At 66.6% G+C, this 17,654-nt stretch carries 17 protein-coding genes; all 17 read left to right on the top strand.

Annotated elements, in window-relative coordinates; translation table 11 throughout:
• Positions 1–14 precede the first annotated feature (14 nt).
• The 17 genes from AB0C34_RS01940 to mycP all read left to right on the top strand — a co-directional run bounded on the left by AB0C34_RS01940 (position 15) and on the right by mycP (position 17,644).
• On the top strand, positions 15–1,679 hold the full coding sequence (locus tag AB0C34_RS01940) for a hypothetical protein (protein ID WP_357066495.1): 1,665 nt from the start codon (positions 15–17) through the stop codon (positions 1,677–1,679).
• Positions 1,676–2,413, top strand: a complete 738-nt coding sequence (locus AB0C34_RS01945) for an ESX secretion-associated protein EspG (protein ID WP_357066497.1) — start codon at positions 1,676–1,678, stop codon at positions 2,411–2,413. The genes AB0C34_RS01940 and AB0C34_RS01945 overlap by 4 nt, the downstream gene beginning before the upstream one ends.
• 191 nt (positions 2,414–2,604) lie before the next feature.
• The gene (locus AB0C34_RS01950; protein ID WP_357066499.1) at positions 2,605–4,911 is read left to right on the top strand and encodes a hypothetical protein; all 2,307 of its coding nucleotides are present in this window, start codon (positions 2,605–2,607) and stop codon (positions 4,909–4,911) included.
• A complete protein-coding gene (locus AB0C34_RS01955) occupies positions 4,904–6,769 on the top strand; it encodes a hypothetical protein (RefSeq protein WP_357066501.1) in 1,866 nt (621 codons plus the stop codon). The genes AB0C34_RS01950 and AB0C34_RS01955 overlap by 8 nt, the downstream gene beginning before the upstream one ends.
• Positions 6,766–7,578: an ESX secretion-associated protein EspG gene (locus AB0C34_RS01960; protein WP_357066503.1), complete on the top strand. Its 813-nt coding sequence runs from the start codon at positions 6,766–6,768 to the stop codon at positions 7,576–7,578. The genes AB0C34_RS01955 and AB0C34_RS01960 overlap by 4 nt, the downstream gene beginning before the upstream one ends.
• On the top strand, positions 7,575–7,928 hold the full coding sequence (locus AB0C34_RS01965; RefSeq protein WP_357066504.1) for a hypothetical protein: 354 nt from the start codon (positions 7,575–7,577) through the stop codon (positions 7,926–7,928). The genes AB0C34_RS01960 and AB0C34_RS01965 overlap by 4 nt, the downstream gene beginning before the upstream one ends.
• A complete protein-coding gene (locus AB0C34_RS01970; RefSeq protein WP_357066506.1) occupies positions 7,921–8,223 on the top strand; it encodes a YbaB/EbfC family nucleoid-associated protein in 303 nt (100 codons plus the stop codon). The genes AB0C34_RS01965 and AB0C34_RS01970 overlap by 8 nt, the downstream gene beginning before the upstream one ends.
• 439 nt (positions 8,224–8,662) lie before the next feature.
• Positions 8,663–8,974 carry a type VII secretion target gene (locus tag AB0C34_RS01975; RefSeq protein ID WP_357066508.1) on the top strand — a complete coding sequence of 104 codons (312 nt, stop codon included), beginning with the start codon at positions 8,663–8,665 and terminating at the stop codon, positions 8,972–8,974.
• Positions 8,971–10,230 carry a hypothetical protein gene (locus tag AB0C34_RS01980; protein ID WP_357066510.1) on the top strand — a complete coding sequence of 420 codons (1,260 nt, stop codon included), beginning with the start codon at positions 8,971–8,973 and terminating at the stop codon, positions 10,228–10,230. The genes AB0C34_RS01975 and AB0C34_RS01980 overlap by 4 nt, the downstream gene beginning before the upstream one ends.
• A 31-nt stretch (positions 10,231–10,261) precedes the next feature.
• Entirely contained in the window at positions 10,262–10,579 is a 318-nt protein-coding gene (locus AB0C34_RS01985; RefSeq protein WP_357066512.1) for a PE family protein, read from the top strand.
• A gap of 36 nt (positions 10,580–10,615) precedes the next feature.
• The gene (locus AB0C34_RS01990) at positions 10,616–11,596 is read left to right on the top strand and encodes a PPE domain-containing protein (protein WP_357066514.1); all 981 of its coding nucleotides are present in this window, start codon (positions 10,616–10,618) and stop codon (positions 11,594–11,596) included.
• Positions 11,593–12,381, top strand: a complete 789-nt coding sequence (locus AB0C34_RS01995; protein WP_357066516.1) for an ESX secretion-associated protein EspG — start codon at positions 11,593–11,595, stop codon at positions 12,379–12,381. The genes AB0C34_RS01990 and AB0C34_RS01995 overlap by 4 nt, the downstream gene beginning before the upstream one ends.
• 60 nt (positions 12,382–12,441) lie before the next feature.
• Positions 12,442–12,765: a WXG100 family type VII secretion target gene (locus AB0C34_RS02000; RefSeq protein WP_357066518.1), complete on the top strand. Its 324-nt coding sequence runs from the start codon at positions 12,442–12,444 to the stop codon at positions 12,763–12,765.
• Positions 12,766–12,804: 39 nt separating this feature from the next.
• Complete coding sequence (locus AB0C34_RS02005) at positions 12,805–13,104, top strand: hypothetical protein (protein WP_357066520.1); 300 nt, start codon at positions 12,805–12,807, stop codon at positions 13,102–13,104.
• 138 nt (positions 13,105–13,242) lie between these two features.
• Positions 13,243–14,658 carry a type VII secretion protein EccB gene (gene eccB, locus AB0C34_RS02010; protein WP_357066522.1) on the top strand — a complete coding sequence of 472 codons (1,416 nt, stop codon included), beginning with the start codon at positions 13,243–13,245 and terminating at the stop codon, positions 14,656–14,658.
• A gap of 53 nt (positions 14,659–14,711) precedes the next feature.
• Positions 14,712–16,172: a type VII secretion integral membrane protein EccD gene (eccD, locus tag AB0C34_RS02015; RefSeq protein ID WP_357066524.1), complete on the top strand. Its 1,461-nt coding sequence runs from the start codon at positions 14,712–14,714 to the stop codon at positions 16,170–16,172.
• Positions 16,169–17,644 (top strand): type VII secretion-associated serine protease mycosin, encoded by a 1,476-nt coding sequence (gene mycP, locus AB0C34_RS02020; protein ID WP_357066526.1) that lies wholly within the window; start codon positions 16,169–16,171, stop codon positions 17,642–17,644. Before eccD ends, mycP begins: the two co-directional genes overlap by 4 nt.
• Positions 17,645–17,654 lie beyond the last annotated feature (10 nt).

Here is a 17,654-nt window from a genome sequence, read left to right on the forward strand (position 1 = left end):
AGTGAGGCGAAGGCATGGCTGGCGAGGACTATTTGTGGGGCCGGGTGGCTTCTGGCGCCGGCGCGGGAAATCTTCAATTCGACCGGCAGAGCGTTGTCGACCTCATGCACGGTGTGCGCGATCTGGTCGCTCAACTGAAGGGAGTCCAGCAGCTCGTGGACCGAGACCAGTTCGGTCCCGTCAGCGCCGTTCGTGACGGCAGCGATGTGTCGGCACGGTTTCGGAAGAAGGCCACCGACGAACTGGCCGGAGCCCTGGACTCGCACCTGACCGTGCTCGACGACCAGGCCGCGGCCTTCCGGGCGGTGGGGGTGCGCTTTCACAACACCGAAGTCCTCAGTGCCGAGGAGTTCGCGAAGATCCGCCCGAAGGCGTTGTCGGTATCGAAGGAGGGATTGCTCGGTTCGGGGACGGTGACGACTGCCTACCGGGGCGGCGTGGCTCCCGAGTACGCCGATATCCGCTGGGTGGATCCGATGAACAAGAACTATCGCCAGCTCTACGAGTGGGCGATGAGCATCAATTGGTATCCGGCGCTTGCCGCCGAGGCAATGTGGACGGACGTGGCCGGCCACGTGCGGCAGGGCTTCCAGACCTATCGTGGGGTACTGGACAACGCCATGAAGGCCGGGCCGGGCGGGGACGGCGGGTGGGAGGGCAGCGGCGCCGACTCGGCGCGCGAAGCTGTGCATCGATATATCAACGACATCGACACGCTCGACACCGCGATGACAGGTGTGGGAGAAAAGCTTTCGACGACCGCACAGGTGTTGCAGGGGGCCTATAACGCCTTCAAAGATCTACCGCACCCGGATCACCTCACCGAGCAGCAGCAACAACAACTCGAGGCCGGCGGTCTGCAGGCCTTCCGGATCCTCATGAAGGTGAATTACACCTCTGGCCTGCAGGACACTACTTCCGGTGTACCCACGCTGCCGCACCCCGTCTCACCGGTGACCAGCGGCGTCGATACACCGAGCCGACGGTCCGCGACGCCGCGTCAGACCATCGCAGAGGACCGCGACACCAGGGTTCGTATCCGCCCACTCGAGGAGAAGTACCGGATCGAGGGATTCAGCCCGCCCATCGAGAGCGGTCCGGTGGATTTGCGCCTCGGTCCGGACGTCGACAGGATACAAACGTTCGAATCCGGCGAACCGGACAACCTGTCCGGCTATCCGGGCGGCATCCCCGATCAGTCGGTCGGGATGTCCGATCAACCGCGCGACCTCGGCCAGGCAGACAACTCGGGTATGGCGGGTCCGGCATTCATGGGCGCCCAAAAACCACAGGCGCCGGCCGGACATGGCGGGGCGAGCCTAGCCGGACTTCCCGCACAGACGACTGCCAAACCTGCTCCACGCTCGGCCGGCGGCGCGGCTCCGGGCGGCGGCGCTGGTGCACGCGGCGGCGTACCACGAGCGGGCGCACTGACGAATCGGCCGGCGGCGCAGCTATTTCCACGGGTAGCAGCGCCATCGGCGGAGCCCGTGGGCCGCGCTGGTCCACGTGTGGGGGTGCCCGGTTCGCCCGGCGCTCCGGCACCGGCGGCGCGGCGGGCAGCGGATCATGCGGAGGACAAAGAGCACAAGCCTGCCGAGTACCTGAACTCCGAAGAGCATCTGGGCGAGGCGATCGGGCACATTCCTCCGGCATACCGCCCGGTGGTGGACCGATGAGACGAACCTGGGACCTCACCGACCTAGAGTTTGCGGCGGCATGGTCCGCTGCGGGGGAAGAGCAGTTGCCGCAGCCACTGCTCTATACGTCGCGCACCGAACTGCTCGCGGATTCCGAACGCGAGCTACGACAGGCTGCCGTGCGAGTACGCGCCACTCACGGTGCCGCACTGGATCCGGTGCTGGCCGTCCTCGGCAGACCGGACATCCGCGTTGTCGTGCATGGCCGAAGTCCAGGCGATCCGGACAGTCCGAATGGGCAAATCCGGCTGCACGCCTGCCGACTCCGCCGCACCGGCTATCTGGTGACCCAGCTTCCTGGTGAAACTCGATGGCACAGTGGGGGTTACACGATCGTTGAGTTGGACGCACTCGACCTCGCGAAAGCAGTCGTCGACGCGCTGCCGACGGTGGGCCCGGGGAGGTATCGCGATATCGTGCTGCCCGAGGGTGGCATCGACCATGGCGAGGCCATCCGAACTCGTGCCAACCGCTTTCTGGCTCTGCCCGCGGCGATGACCGGGTCTGTCACCGTGCTCCAGGGCCACTCCGCATTCGGACCGCGCGGCATCAGCAGTCGGACCGTGCGCTGGCGCGATCTCGCCGATGATGGCCGGTATGTCATCACCGGAAGCCCTTCCGCTGCCAATGGTGCGGACGCGCGCCGGATGGCCGCGGCGATCAACAACGCCATCGCCCACATTGTTGCCGCGATACAGGAGGAACGCCGGTGAGTTCTCTTGCACGTGTTCTGCCATTGTCCGGTGTGTGTGTCGGCCGAGTGCGCGGACATGCTGTCAGCGCACAAAAATCGAGCTCTCACCATGACCGTGACCTGAGGTGGGGGCGACTTGGTATATATCGCGGCTGCTGCCCGAGTTCTCTCGGTAGTGGGTGGGGCAAACGGTGAGGGGGAGAAGGCGGTATGGGTAGTCCTGATGTTTGGGGGCAGTTGAAACGGGCTGGTGGTAAGGAGTTTTCGGTTCGGGGGGATACGGCGTTCGAGGCTGCCAAGGCGTTGGCTGTGGCGGAGGGTGCGTTGAGTGCGATCGGTGGGGTTGTGGGTAAGAATGGGCTTCATTTCGCTGCGGAGGGGTTCGGTAGGTTGCCGGGGGGTAAAGGTGTCGAGTTGGGGCGGAAGTTTGTGGATCGGGCCGAGGATTTGGGCACGATGTTGCGGGGTCATCGGGAGACGGTGCGGGGTATGCGGGAGGTGTATGTGAAGGCGGGTGATCTTTTCGAGGTTACGGAAAGTGATAGTGCTCGTCGTTTCGCTATCGATCGTCCGGCGGCGTATCGGTGGCGTTTCGAGGGGACTGCGAAGACTATTACTGCTGGGGTTTTCGATAAGGGGCGTAATTCGAAAGAGCATAAGTTGGAGGTTTTTGATCCGGAGAGTGCGGGGGTGCGGTTTCTTGGTTCTGGTGTCGCTTGGGTGCCTGCTGAGGCGATGACGTGGTATCAGTTGTGGGATCTGGGGCGGTCGATCAGGACGGGTCCGGTCCGCGCGGCTGGGCAGAACTGGATTTGGCTTGCGCATGAGCTCAGGGCGTCGGTGGAGGATCTCAAATCTGGTCTGGAGAAGGCGTTCACCGGGTGGAAGGGGGAGTCGCCGAAGGCGGCGGTGGCGGCTTATGGTCGCTTTCAGGCCGAGTTGGCGGCGCTGCACAAGGGTATGAGTGTGATGGGGATGGAGTTGGCGTTCGCGGCTGGCTGGTTGGAAGGGACCCCTTATGGCATGCCGGTGGAATCGGCTCCGACCAAGGGTGAGGAGAATATTGATTCGCCGGACGAGGTGACCGGAGGAATGAATGGTGGCGGGTTCTTTTTGACCTCGTTGGCCGAGTTTCGGGAGTATTACGCTCGTTCCTATTTGGCTGGGTTCAAGATCAGCCGGGACCGGATCCCGCAGTTCACGCCGCCGAAGGTGACTCCCCGGACTGATCCGAACACGAAGACCGACCCGCGTACCAGGATCGATCCGAAGCAGAAGACCGATCCGAAAACGACGGGTGAGCGTCCAGGGCAACGGGGCGGCGGCGAGCAACAACAACCTGGTGTGCAGCGAATCGGACAGGGATCCAAGACAATTCAGCAGGGCGTCCAGGACGTCAATAAAGGCACGAAGACCACCCAGGAGGGGATAGCCCAGGTCGGCCACGGTACCGCTCTGATCGAGCAGGGACGAGCAGACCTCGCGCGCGGTCTCGTCAGCCAGGGGCAGCAGAATATTGCCCAGGGGGAAGCGCAGGTCAAGAAAGGTCAGGAGCTGATCGAGCGGGGGGAGCGAGAGGTCCGGACCGGGCAGCAGAAGATCAAGCAGGGGCAGCAGCAGATCACTGATGCGGAAAAGGTGCTCAGCGATACGAATAAGCATGACCCGCATACCGCGCAGGCGATCAAGCAGGCCGACCAATACCGAAACATGGCGAACCAGGTGGTTGCGGCCGGCGAGCAATATGTGCGGGCCGGCCAGGACGCCATCAGCGCGGCTGACAAGGTGCTGTCGGGCGGCCAGCGCATTGCCGAGGTCGCGTCCCCTCAATCCGGCCCCGGTGACACCGGCGTTCAACAAGTCGCCGGTCCACAGACGACAGGATCCACCGGTCAGCAGACGATGGGGTCTATCGGTCAGCAGGAAAGTGCCGGGTTGCCCGGTCAACCGCAATCGAGCGCCCAGGACGCTACGGCGGCGCTGGCTGGAATCGCGCTGGCGGCGGGTGCTTTTGCCCAAGCCGCTGGACAAGGAGTGCAGGCGATCATCCAGGCGGGGGTTGCCGCCGCGAGCCAGATGGAGCAACTGGGGATGCCATCTCCTGACGTGGCTTCCAGCGAGCCGCGTCCTGCCGACCCGGTTGATGTTCATGAACCGAAAAACTCGGATGAGTCGAAAGTTCCGAACCAGCGGCATGAACACGGCGGAGGTGCCGCGTCCAGCCCGTCTGCCACGGAACCGCCGGCCGACCGCCGGACGAACTTGTTCCCGAAGTCGGATGATCCTCCCGAGTCGCTTCCTCCCGCGCCGGTGATCGAGCCGCTGGTGCTGCCGCCACAGGAGCACCCGCTCGCCGCCGCACCGTATGCGGGCAGGTCGGCTGAGACCGAACCGGACGGGGTGCACGATGGTGGGTCTTTCGTGTATTCGGCGGCTCATTCGGGTGAGCCTGTGGGTGATGGCTTGCGTGTATCGCCCACTGATCGACCGATGACGAGGAGATCGCAGGATGGTTGATGTTTGGGGGCAGTTGAAACGGGCTGGTGGTAAGGAGTTTTCGGTTCGGGGGGATACGGCGTTCGAGGCTGCCAAGGCGTTGGCTGTGGCGGAGGGTGCGTTGAGTGCGATCGGTGGGGTTGTGGGTAAGAATGGGCTTCATTTCGCTGCGGAGGGGTTCGGTAGGTTGCCGGGGGGTAAAGGTGTCGAGTTGGGGCGGAAGTTTGTGGATCGGGCCGAGGATTTGGGCACGATGTTGCGGGGTCATCGGGAGACGGTGCGGGGTATGCGGGAGGTGTATGTGAAGGCGGGTGATCTTTTCGAGGTTACGGAAAGTGATAGTGCTCGTCGTTTCGCTATCGATCGTCCGGCGGCGTATCGGTGGCGTTTCGAGGGGACTGCGAAGACTATTACTGCTGGGGTTTTCGATAAGGGGCGTAATTCGAAAGAGCATAAGTTGGAGGTTTTTGATCCGGAGAGTGCGGGGGTGCGGTTTCTTGGTTCTGGTGTCGCTTGGGTGCCTGCTGAGGCGATGACGTGGTATCAGTTGTGGGATCTGGGGCGGTCGATCAGGTCGGGTCCGGTCCGCGCGGCTGGGCAGAACTGGATTTGGCTTGCGCATGAGCTCAGGGCGTCGGTGGAGGATCTCAAATCTGGTCTGGAGAAGGCGTTCACCGGGTGGAAGGGGGAGTCGCCGAAGGCGGCGGTGGCGGCTTATGGTCGCTTTCAGGCCGAGTTGGCGGCGCTGCACAAGGGTATGAGTGTGATGGGGATGGAGTTGGCGTTCGCGGCTGGCTGGTTGGAAGGGACCCCTTATGGCATGCCGGTGGAATCGGCTCCGACCAAGGGTGAGGAGAATATTGATTCGCCGGACGAGGTGACCGGAGGAATGAATGGTGGCGGGTTCTTTTTGACCTCGTTGGCCGAGTTTCGGGAGTATTACGCTCGTTCCTATTTGGCTGGGTTCAAGATCAGCCGGGACCGGATCCCGCAGTTCACGCCGCCGAAGGTGACTCCCCGGACTGATCCGAACACGAAGACCGACCCGCGTACCAGGATCGATCCGAAGCAGAAGACCGATCCGAAAACGACGGGTGAGCGTCCAGGGCAACGGGGCGGCGGCGAGCAACAACAACCCAAGGGGAACCAGCGGCAGACCGACCCGCAGCAGATCGAGCCGGTAGGACCGAAGTTCGGCGATGCGGTGCCGGAGAGCCTGCCGAAAGGTGAGCGACTCGATCCGAATACCGATCCGTATATCGCTCCAACGCCATACAAGGTGCCGAATCCCACGTCCACGCAGGAGTATCCGGTCCCGGACGGCACCCAACAGCTCGGTGGGCAAATGCCGGTAACAGGTAATCCGAGCCCGCAGCTGGCGGGCCAGAATCAACTCGGCCAACTCGCGGGTATGGCGCAACAGGCGGGCAATCTCGCGCAGCAGGCCGATCGTGGCCTGCCCCAGGCCGGCCACCTGGCGGATCCTGCCAAGGCGCTGAATTCTGCGTTGTCCGGTGCTGAAGGCAAGACGCCGACCGGCGGAGGCGGCCGTGGAGCTGGGGGTGGCGGGGGCGGTGGTCCTCTCTCCGGTCCAACAGCCGCCACCCCGATGCGGGACTATCCGGCGAGCCTTTTCCCCAGGGCGAGTGCGGAACTGACAACGGGCGAGGCGGCGCCCCGCGCCGGGCTGGCCCCCGGCCCGCAGCCCATGGCGGGAACGCCGGGATCTCCTGGTGCCGGCGCCCCGCACGGTGCGCAGGGCGCCGGCCAGGGCAAAGGCGGTGACCACAAGCCGCCGAAGTATCTACAGTCCACCGAGCATCTGGATGAGGCGCTGGGTGAGGCTCCGACGGTGTTCAAGGCGGTGCTGGACAGATGATGCCCGAAAGGCGCTTCGACGATCTCGAATTCGTCGTCCGCTGGGAGGTCGCCACCGGCGACCGACTACCCGCCCCGTTGATCTTCACCACCGATATCATCGATGGCGACGAGTACGAGGCGACCAAACGGCGGGTGCGCGATCGCCTCGCGTCCGAACCCGACGAGACGATCGACGGGCCGCTCGCGGCACTCGCCCGCCCGGATCTCACGGTACAGGTTACCGGCGTCGATCCGCGTGCGCCCGAGAACCCGGCGACAGCGATTCGCATCTACGCGGCGTCCTGCGGTGATCGAGCCTTCGTGGTGCGACAGTTGCCGGGTAGAACCGTCTGGCATGCCGCCGGTTTCGTGGTGACCGCCTGTGACCCGGCGACAGTGGCCGATGCTGTGGTGGGCGTGCTGCCTCGGATGGTCGCGGGCAGGCGGCCCCATACCGAACTTCCCTCGCAGCGTCGAGAGAACGCGGGCGATGATCTGGACTATTCCTATGGTCGTTCCCGCTTCCGCGACGACGATGAGGACTCGGTAGCACAGCGGGCCGAGGCATTTTGGCGCCTGCCCACATCGGCGGCTGGGCGGATCGACATCGTCCAAGGGGAGTCGGCCTTCGGGCCGCGGGGGCGCACACGCCGCAGACTGCGGTGGCGCGACATCCTCGACGACGGCAGATACGCGATCGTCGGCGACAACCGGGCAATCGCCAAGGGCGTCGACGCGAAAGGCCTGGTCCATCTCATCAACGAGGAGATCGAGGAAGTGCAACTGGTGATCGACGACGAGAACCGGGCCGTCGGGCGGCGAGTATGACCACGACACCCCAGCCCGCCTATTTCACTGCCGCCGCGACGTCCACCGCCGGCTCGATGACGGTAGAGGCCACGGAAACCGGGCTGCCCACAACGATTTCGATCGACCGCGCCGAGTTACGCCGCCATCCGGACGAGGTGGCGCGCGAGATCATGAAGTTGACCGCTCGGGCCGCCAACCGCGCCAAACTGGCCCGCCGGACCGAACTGGCCGAGGCGGGCGTCGACGCGGAGGTCATGGCGCGGCTCGGGCTGCCCACCGCCGAGGAGGTCGCTGACGCCGAACTCGACGAGGACGAGGACGAGATGGAATACCACCCAGGTAGTTGGCTTCGGGGGGGATATGAGTAGCGACGGGTCGGCTGGAGTCGACGTCGTCCAGGCGCAACTGCGTAGTCACGCGGAGCGACTTTCCAGACTTGCCGACAACTTGACGGCGATCCGGGCGACGCGCGTGTCCGCCGAGGGGGCAGTCACCGCGGTGGTCGACGGAAACGGTTCACTGCGTGAACTGCGTTTGTCCGGCGCGATTTCCGCGATGACCCCGGACGAATTCGAGCGGATTGTGGTGGATACCGCGCGGTCTGCGGCTCGGGAGGCGTTTGCTCAGCAAGCGGCGATGATCGAGGCGTTCAACACGGTCTAGCCGGTCGACAACCATGTCGGAGTTCCCGCCGGCGGCCAGCAGCGGGCGAGGTCCGGCCTACCAGCAGGTCTACCCGTGGCCGTGGACCATCGCCACAAGCGAGCCGCATCGGTGCCGACGGGGGCCGAGATCATCGGGGACGCTGCCGAGCCCACGATGTCCGGACCACTATGTTCGGTTGTGGCGGCCACCGCCGTCACCGTTTCAACCGCTGCGCCGGGGAGTAAACCCGATGTAGGGATATCCCTACTGGTTGGATCGGGGCGGGGTATCGCACCATCGAGAGGTGGGCTTCCCGCATCGAAATTCACGGTGATTCAACTCTTTTCGACATTCCGAGTTCATGTCGATCGCTTGAAAAGGACAGCGAGTTAGTCCGCGGGTGCCGCGCACCGTATGCCCGAGATAACGAGCCGCTGCTCGGTGAGAGAGGTTTGCCATGAGCGATGTTGTGGTGATTCCCACGGTTTTCCGTCAGTTCGGCGCGGTGAACGCGACCCAGGCCGCGGCGGTGGCGATGTCGGGCGCGGTGGACCAGGCAGCCGCCATCGCCGCCGCGGCGCCGGTGTTCGGGCCGATCGGAGCGGACTTCCTGGCCTCGTTCGCGCAGGCGCAAGCCAATCACCTGTATGCCGTGGGCCGGCTCGCCGAGGTGCACGCCGCCTCTTCGGTGGCGGCGGAGCTTGCCGCGGCCTCCTATGAAGCCACCGAGTCGGCCAGTGCGGATGAGTTCACGAAGTTGCGAGCATGATTGCGCCCGGCCCCGCACCCCTGGATCCGGCGGTGCAGGACACGCTGCGCCAGTTCGCGGCCGGACCGCTCGTGGCGCGACCGGTCGACCAGGTGCTGGCCGAAATCGGCTCGGCGCTACCGCAATTTCCGCCACTGCCGCCGCTACCCGGGCTGCCGCCGCTGCCGGTCCTCGACCCTGCGACGCTGTTGAAACCGATCACCGACCTGCTCGGCCAATTCGGCACCGGACGCCTCGGTGATATCGACGGGGCGAATCCTCAGCAGATCCTCTCCGGTGTGGCCAACGGGATGAGTCAAGCGATATCCATGGGTACGCAGGCGCTGGGGATGCTATCCGGAATGGCCGGGCAGGGAACGCAATCAGCAGCGAACAAGGCCACCGCGGCGCAGGCCAATGCCGGGGAGGTCGCTACGCAGGCAGGTGCGATCGACTCGATCGTCACTCAGGCCGCCATGACGGTCCAGGTGGGCAACGCGGCGCTCGCCGCGATCGCGGCGAAGACGGCGTCGACATCGGCTGCGCTGGCGGCGGTGCCAGGCGGCCAGCCCGCCGTCGTCGCAGTGGTGGCAGAAGGCGCCGCGGAGTCCGCGGCGGTGGTGGCGGCGGTGCGTGCGCAATTGAGCATCCACACCGCCGAAATAGCAGCGGCGGGCCAACCTGTGTCTGTTACGTCCGCGCCGAACGCGGCGGGCGGTGATCCACAGCAGATGCTTCAGCAGGTGCTGCAACTCGTACAACCGCTCACCCAGATGTTGCAGCAAGGCAGCAGGGTATTGCAGCAGGATGTGTCCCGGCAGGAGCTTGCCACGGCCGAGGCCGTGAAACCGTCCGCGGATCAGGGCACCTCCGCGGCATCGGGCGAGGCGCCCTTGGCAGGTTATGTCGGGGGCGCGGTGGCGGCAGGTGGTGGCGCCGTCCAGCATCGGACCCTGCAGGCGTATCAGGCCGGCGGTCTGCGTGTGGCGGGCATTGCCAATCCGATGACGATGGGCGGCGGCACGTCGTCCTCGGGATCGGTCACCGGGGAAACCGTCATGCGGTCGGCGAGCGCTGCCGCACCGATGATGCCGATCGCACCCCTGGCCGCGGCGGCACGCGCGGGAGATCCCGGCAGCACCGCGGTGCACGATCCGCTGGTGACCGGACAACTCGACGACGAGGTCGTCGCCGCCCCGGAGGCCGCCGCGACACCCGTGGTGGGCGCGGTGGGTGACGATCTGAGCGAGCCACCGGACAAGGCCCTGACGTTATGAGCCGACACCGGAAGATCCCAGGAGAGAACCGATGAACGGAACAGTCCAACTAGATCCGGCCGCGATCCGCGCCGTGGCGGCGCGGCTCGATGCACTGTCGGCGCGTTTGGAACGCGACCTCGAGTCCACCCGTGAGGACTTGACGTTGGCGCCCGCGGGCGCCGACGAGGTGTCCGGACGGGCCACCCAGACGGTCAACGCCGTCAGCGCCCAGTATCAGCAGATTCACGACAGTGGTGCGCAAGAGCTGCGGAAGTTGGCTGCCACGTTGCGCGCGCACACCCGGTCTGTCGAGCGTGTCGAGGACGACAACGCCACGATGTTCGAGCCGGGCACCCGCCGGGTTTAGCGAATCCGCGGCAGCGTCGGCCGAAGGCAGTATTCGATGACGGAAGCACACGAAGCCGGATTCACCGGTCGAATATGGGAGGCGGTGCCCCCGGACAAGCTTGTGCGCGACCTGGAGACGGGGGCGGGAGCCGCGCCTATGGCGCACGCCGCATCGGCGTTCGCCCGGTTGGCCGCCGGGTTGGCCGAGGCGGCTATCGAATACGAGCTGATCCGCGCCGAACTCGGCCGGGTATGGACGTCCGACCATAACGAAGGGAATATCGGCCGGCTCGCGGAGCTGGGCACGTGGTTGGTCGACGCGGCCGCCGCGGCGGCCACCAACGCCGCCAAGGCGCAGGCGCAGGCGGCCGCGTATGAGATCGCCCGGATCGCCATGCCGAGCGGGTCCGCGCTGGCCACCCTGGAAATACTGAAAGACGCATTGTTGCAGGGGAATATACTGGGATCGCCGTTGCATGCGGTCTCCGCCGAGCTGGAGGACGAGACCGATGTCGCCAGAGCGCACGCGGCCCGGGTGATGCAGGAATACGAGAAGGCGACCACTCCGCTGGCCGAGCCGTGGACCCAGCCCGAACCGCCGAGGCTCACCAGCGACATCGCTGTGACGGCTGAGCGTGCCGCGGCCGAGCAGCCGTCGGCCGGGCCACTCTCACCGCCACTCGGCTCGTCCTTGGCACGGATCAATCCGCCAGGTGCGTTCCCGCGGGCGAAAACCGCGTACCGAGCGCAGGCGATCGCGCGGACGGTCACCGAGCCGGTGGTGGTCGAATCCACCACCCCGGTCACCGTGGCGCCGGCACCGATCACGTCGCTACCACCGCTCGCGCCGCTGACTGCCGCGGCGAACGCACAGGACGAGGAGCACACCGATCATCTCGGCGCGGGTGCCGCCGCGGCAGCGGACGATCCGGACCGGATCGGGCTCGACGCCGGATACCACACCGCGCCCGCCGTCGTCGGCGGACAGTCGGCGCCGCGTGCGCGCCGGATCGATGCGCCGGAGGTGAGCACGTGACCACGGTGACCAATGACGGATTACTGACGGTGGCCGAATTGCTGGGCGTGCAGACGTTTCCCGTGGCTCTCGCCGTGGTGCAGCCGCACGATCACATCGACGCGTGGCGGACGGCGCGCCGAGAAGCTCGGGCCATGCTGATCGGTTCCGGTGTGATCGACGATTACGGCGATGTCGACGCCGAGCTGGCCGGCGCACTGCACGTACTGGCCCGGCCCGACCGGCAACTGGTCGCCCGCGTCCATCGGCCGGACGGAACGCGTCGAGTGTGCCTGGCGCGCCGTGGACTCGAGCATGCGGTGGCGGTGCGGTCTGGGAACGAATTCGACATCCGGCAGGTCTGGGGCGACGAAGACCATGCCGTGCTGGCGCGGCCTTTGCTGGCTGCCCTCGGTCCCGGCGCCGCGGCCGGCATCACGGCCTTCGGCGGGCTCGCGGGCCGGCTACGCGAGCGTATGGACGCCGCCCACAGCTCCGGCGATTTCATCGACATCGCTTTCCATTTCGGGTGCGCCGAGCGCGAGGCCGTCGAGTTCGGAATGGCGATGGCCGGATGCCACACACACGCTGAGATCGCCGCTTACCACCACCGTGACGGGTCGGCCATTCGGATCGCCGCCGCGGTCGCGGTCTACGACACCGCGCGCGGCCGGATCGTCGCTGCCCCCACCCAAACCGGCGACGGCCAGTTCTGGACCACCTTCGCGCCCGGGACGGACCACCGTGTGACGCAGAGTATCTCCGCGTTGATCGGCCTCCTTCCGGGAGAGAGGTGGATGCCGTAACGCAGTGCAGCGACACACAGCAGACATCACCAGACACGCGACAACGAAAGGATTACGGAAGTGGCCAAGACAACACAGGTTGATTCCCCCGCGCTCATCAAGGCCAAGACCGACATGGAACAAGTGGTCGAGGACATCGCGGGTACCGCGAAGCGGCTGCTGGAAACCGTTGAGACCGGGCACCAGTGGGCGGGCAAAGGCGCCGAGGCGTTCAAGGCCATGCACCGGGAACTGAACGGTGAGATCAAGACATTGAACGACCGACTCCGGGATGTGAGCGATGCGCTGCACTCCAGCGATCGCACCTTCCAGACCCAGGAAGACGAAACCGAGGCGGCCATCAGGGATTTGTCGAACAGCATGACGAACCTCAGAAGCAAGTAGCCGTCCCAGCGATCACTCAGCGAGAAACCGAGGACAACAATGCCAGGCGAGGAATTCACCAGATATAACGACAGCGACATCCACCAGCTCGTCACATTTCTGGACAAGTACTACGACGAGATCACCGGTCACGAGCACGCCACGACCTCTAATCGGGAACGGCTGCGGGAGACCTGGATCGGTGACGGTTTCGAGTCGTTCTCCGAAAAAGTCAACCGAATGATGAGTCAGCTGCAGGCGATCCAGGACACCCTGAAGCAGGGCACCATCAAGGTGATGGAGGCCAACACCATGATTCAGGGCGCCGACAAGAAGGTCGCGGCGCTGTTCGAGGCCTGACCGCTCGTCGTGCGAAGCCCCATCCCAGGACCGGGATGGGGCGTTCGCCTGGGTGCGGCGGATTTCAGCACCCATCGGCCCACCGGTGTGCCGTTACGCACCGCGTGCGGTCGCGCGGCACCGGGAGAGGAGGTTTCCGTGCCAGCTCAGTTGACCACCCGAGCCCAGGTCAACGGCTATCGCTTTCTGTTGAAACGCATTCAGCACGCATTGGTGCGTCGCGATGTGCGAATGCTGCACGACCCCATGCGCGCCCAGTTCCGGTCCATGGTTGTCGGCGCGGTGTTGGCGACACTGGCTGTGGCGGGCTGCGCGATTCTGGGATTGCTCAAACCGCAGGGCGCGGTCCGCGACGCGAAGATCATTGTCGGTAAAGACAGCGGCGCGCTGTTCGTCGTACGGGACGACGCACTGCATCCGGCGCTGAACTTGGCGTCGGCGCGGTTGATCACCGGGTCGGCGGAGAAGCCGACCTCGGTGAAGGAGTCCAAGCTGTCGTCGCTGCCGCGCGGGCCGATGCTCGGCATCCCCGGCGCACCGAGCGCGTTGCCGGGGCCCGCGGTGGCGGGGAACAGGTCGGCGTGGAGCCTGTGCGAATCGACCACCGTCATCGCCGGAGTTCAGCGGCTCGTGATGGCGGGAGACCCTGAGCTGGGCGATCCGATCCGCCCGCTGGCTGCCGACGAGGCGCTGCTGGTGTCGGCCGGCGACAAAACCTACCTGCTGTACGACGGCAAACGCGCCGAGATCGACCTGGGCAACGACGCGATTGTCCGTTCCTTGCAGGTGCAGGACATCGAGGCGCGCCCGATCGGTGCCGGGTTGCTGAACGCCGCTGTCGCGATCCCGGCGCTGGCGCCGCCCGCGATCCCGGAGGTCGGTGCGCCGGGCAAGGTGCCGGGCACCAAGGTCGGCAGCGTGCTCAAGGTCGCCGGTGTCAGCGCGACCGAGCTGTATGTCGTGGTTCCCGCGGGAATCCAGCGGATCTCGCCGTTCGCCGCGGAGGTCATCCGCAACGCGGATTCGCTGGGCACCAGCGACATCGCCGCCGTCCCGCCGGACACGCTGCGCGGCGTGCCAGTGGTGAGCACGCTGCCGATCGACAAGTTCCCGACCACCAGGCCGCGCATCGTCGCTGCCGACCCGCTCCCGGTGACGTGCGCGTCCTGGGTGCAGCCCGACGCTGATCACGCCGCCACCCTGACGTTGCTCGTCGGTCGCGACTGGCCGCTGCCGGGATCCGCCAAGCCCGCGGTGTCGGTCGGCTCCGGCCTGGATGCCGACCATATCGACGCCGCCTACATCCGGCCGAGTTCGGGAGAGTTCGTACAGGTCGGCGGGATCGAGCCGGGCAGTGTGCGCCTCGGCTCGCTGTACTACATCGCCGACACCGGCATCCGATACGGCATTCCCGACCTGGCCACCGCCGAAATCCTAGGGTTGGGCGACCGACCGAAACCCGCTCCGTGGCAGATCATCGGTCAACTGGTCCCCGGCCCGACCCTCGCCCGGCCGCAAGCTCTGATGGCCTATGACTCGGTCCCGGGAGCTTGATTCGACTGCATGCTCCTCATCCCCCTCGACAGTCCCGACGAACCGGAGAAGCGATGGATTCTGTCCTGAATGGGCCAGGCGCTGATGAAACCGAGGTGTGCCGCGTCAGCGTGATCGGCGGCAACACCCAGCTCGATATGGGACTGCCGACCTCGGTTCCGGTTGGAGTATTCATCGGCGAGGTGGCCGCGCTGATCGAATCGCGCAATCCCGACCTGTCGGAGCCGGAAGAAGGCGCCCCGGTGGTGTCGCGGCACTGGACCTTGGCGAGGCTGGGGCACGAACCGATCCCGCCGGATTCGACCCTCACCGAAGCCGAGGTGTTCGATGGTGAGTTGCTGGTGTTGCGGTCGGTCCGGACGAAGGAAGTGCCGGCGCTGTTCGACGACGTCATCGACGCGGTGGCTAGGCTTACCGAAAGCGCGTTCGGCGGTTGGAACGCCAGTGCGGCACGGTGGGCGGGACTTGTTGTCGCGCTGGTCGCGTCGGTGCAGGCGTTGGTGTTGCTGGTGCTGTCGAGCTTTCCGCTGGGGGCAGGCGCGGTCGCGCTGGCCGGCGGGACCGCCGCATGCACGGCCGCGGTCATCACCGCACGCCGCTACGCCTTGACCGCTGTCGCCACCGGGCTGTCGTTGTGTGCGCTGGTGCTGCTCGGCCCGGGCGTCGCGCTGCTCGTTCCCGGCCGTCTCGGGAGTCCGCACGCCCTATTGGCGTGTGCGGTCACGCTGGTGGTCGCCGCCGCGGCCTATCGGATGACCGGCGTCGGCGCCACGCTGTTCGCCGCGGTGGCGACGGCGGTTGTTTTCGGCGGGGTAGCCGCCGGCCTGATCATGGCCTTCGACCTGGACGCCACGAAGGTGGCCGCGGGCGTGCTGGTCGCGGCGGTCACGTTCATCACGCCGTCGGCGCAGTTGGCGGGTTCTGCCGCGAAACTGCCGGTACCACCGGTGCCCACGGCGGGCGGCGCGATCGATCCGGCCGATCATGAACCGCGCCCGACCATCGAGGGCATCGGCGCGATCGGCGCGACCGCGCTGCCGTCGGCAGCTGGTTTGGCCGAACGCGCTCGCGTGGCGAACCAATTCCAATCCGGCATGATCATCGGCGCGACCCTCGCCGCGGTCGCCGGGGCGGTGGTGGCGGCCGACCCACTCGGCTCCCGACCGTGGCAGGGCGTCGTGCTGGCCGTCGTCGCCGGACTGGTGCTGTGTCTGCGCGGGCGGTTCTACGCCGACATCACTCAGGCGGGCACGCTCATCGGCGGTGGCAGCCTCACGCTGATCGCGCTCGCCGCGGGATTGGGACTCGGAAGTCCCAGCGCGCTGATTCCCGCGGCGGCCGCCTCGCTCGTCCTAGCCGCCGCGGCGGTGTTCATCGGTGTCGCGGGTCCTGCCACCGATATCTCGCCGGTCACCCGCCGGGCCGGGGAACTTCTCGAATACGCACTGATCATCGCCATGATCCCGCTCGTCGTGTGGACCATGGACCTCTACTCCGCCGCACGAAACATATGACCGCCTTGTCGTCTGGCGAGCCACGCCGTTTCGCGCGTGCGGTGTCCAGTGCCGCCGCGGCCGGTCGACGGCTGCGCGCGCTCGCGTCGCTGGTCGCCGCCTTGGCGCTCGTGCTCGGATCCGCCTTCGTGCCGGCCGCGGCCGTTCCGGCGCGCACGATCGGGCCGCCGGTCGTCGATCCGGGCCTGCTGCCCCCGCCGAACCTCCCGCCGCGGCCCTCGGAGGAGACCGAACAGAAGTCGGTGTGCCATCGTCCCGTGCTCACCGGCCCGCCGCCGCGCACCGCGCCACTCGCGCAGCGGCAACTCGACCTCCCCGCGGCCTGGCAGTTCAGTCGCGGATACGGCCAGACGGTGGCGGTGATCGACACCGGGGTGAATCCCCATCCGCGCCTGCCGATCCTGATTCCCGGCGGGGACTACGTGTCCGATTCCGACGGGTCGGTGGACTGCGACGGTCACGGCACATTGGTGGCAGGGTTGATCGCGGCGCGGCCGAGTCCCGGCGACGGCTTTTCCGGGGTCGCGCCGGACGCGGCGGTGCTCGCCATCCGGCAGCTGAGTCTGGCGTTCGAGGCCAAGGACTTCCACCGGCGTCAGCAGCAGGGCGATCTGGCGGGCAGCGGCTACGGTCATGTGCTGACGCTCGCGTTCGCCGTCATCCGAGCGGTGGAATTGGGCGCGACGGTGATCAATATCTCCGAAGTCGCCTGTGCCGTAGTGGGCGAACCCATCGATGACGGGGCACTGGGCGCGGCGGTGAAATTCGCCCACGACCGCGATGTGGTCGTGGTGGCCGCTGCGGGCAACCTCCAGCAGAACGGACCTTGCAAGGCGCAGAACGACGGCGTCGGCTGGCGCGCGGTGCGCACCGTAGCGACTCCGGCGTGGTTCAGTCAGTACGTATTGTCGGTGGCCTCGGTGGACCCAGACGGCGCGGGGTCGCCGTTCTCCATCCACGGCCCATGGGTTTCCGTCGCAGCCCCCGGCCGCGGCATCATCTCGCTGGACAGTGGGCCCGGCGCAGTCGGTGTGGTCAACGCGACGCCAGGGGAGCGGGGCGAACTGCATCCCATCGACGGCACCAGTTTCTCCAGTGCCTACGTCTCCGGTGTCGTGGCGCTGGTTCGGTCCCGGTTCCCGGCGTTATCCGCGCGGCAGGTGATGGACCGGATCATCCGCACCGCGCACGCACCCGGCGCCGGCCGTGACGACATCATCGGCGCGGGCATGATCGACCCGGTCGCGGCACTCACCGCACAGTTGCCCACACGACCGGTGGAGATCGGTGCGACTGTCCCGAAACCTGTCGCGGCCCCGCCGCCGCCCGCTCGGGAAGACCCGTGGCCCACTCGGATCGCGACCGCCGGCACGCTCGCCTGCCTCGGCGCGCTCGGCGTCGGCTACGCCGTGTCGATTCCCTACCGGCGTGATGCCCGCCGGCGCAAGTTCTCCGAGCACGTCGACTACTGACTACCGAAGC

Source organism: Nocardia sp. NPDC049220 (assembly GCF_040647855.1).
In the GTDB taxonomy this organism is placed as follows: Bacteria; Actinomycetota; Actinomycetes; order Mycobacteriales; family Mycobacteriaceae; genus Nocardia.

Excerpts from the sequence above, each read along its gene's own strand:
- AB0C34_RS01940 (WP_357066495.1), top strand. The coding sequence starts at position 15 with ATGGCTGGCGAGGACTATTTGTGGGGCCGGGTGGCTTCTGGCGCCGGC.
- AB0C34_RS01945 (WP_357066497.1), top strand. The coding sequence starts at position 1,676 with ATGAGACGAACCTGGGACCTCACCGACCTAGAGTTTGCGGCGGCATGG.
- AB0C34_RS01950 (WP_357066499.1), top strand. The coding sequence starts at position 2,605 with ATGGGTAGTCCTGATGTTTGGGGGCAGTTGAAACGGGCTGGTGGTAAG.
- AB0C34_RS01955 (WP_357066501.1), top strand. The coding sequence starts at position 4,904 with ATGGTTGATGTTTGGGGGCAGTTGAAACGGGCTGGTGGTAAGGAGTTT.
- AB0C34_RS01960 (WP_357066503.1), top strand. The coding sequence starts at position 6,766 with ATGATGCCCGAAAGGCGCTTCGACGATCTCGAATTCGTCGTCCGCTGG.
- AB0C34_RS01965 (WP_357066504.1), top strand. The coding sequence starts at position 7,575 with ATGACCACGACACCCCAGCCCGCCTATTTCACTGCCGCCGCGACGTCC.
- AB0C34_RS01970 (WP_357066506.1), top strand. The coding sequence starts at position 7,921 with ATGAGTAGCGACGGGTCGGCTGGAGTCGACGTCGTCCAGGCGCAACTG.
- AB0C34_RS01975 (WP_357066508.1), top strand. The coding sequence starts at position 8,663 with ATGAGCGATGTTGTGGTGATTCCCACGGTTTTCCGTCAGTTCGGCGCG.
- AB0C34_RS01980 (WP_357066510.1), top strand. The coding sequence starts at position 8,971 with ATGATTGCGCCCGGCCCCGCACCCCTGGATCCGGCGGTGCAGGACACG.
- AB0C34_RS01985 (WP_357066512.1), top strand. The coding sequence starts at position 10,262 with ATGAACGGAACAGTCCAACTAGATCCGGCCGCGATCCGCGCCGTGGCG.
- AB0C34_RS01990 (WP_357066514.1), top strand. The coding sequence starts at position 10,616 with ATGACGGAAGCACACGAAGCCGGATTCACCGGTCGAATATGGGAGGCG.
- AB0C34_RS02005 (WP_357066520.1), top strand. The coding sequence starts at position 12,805 with ATGCCAGGCGAGGAATTCACCAGATATAACGACAGCGACATCCACCAG.
- eccD (WP_357066524.1), top strand. The coding sequence starts at position 14,712 with ATGGATTCTGTCCTGAATGGGCCAGGCGCTGATGAAACCGAGGTGTGC.
- mycP (WP_357066526.1), top strand. The coding sequence starts at position 16,169 with ATGACCGCCTTGTCGTCTGGCGAGCCACGCCGTTTCGCGCGTGCGGTG.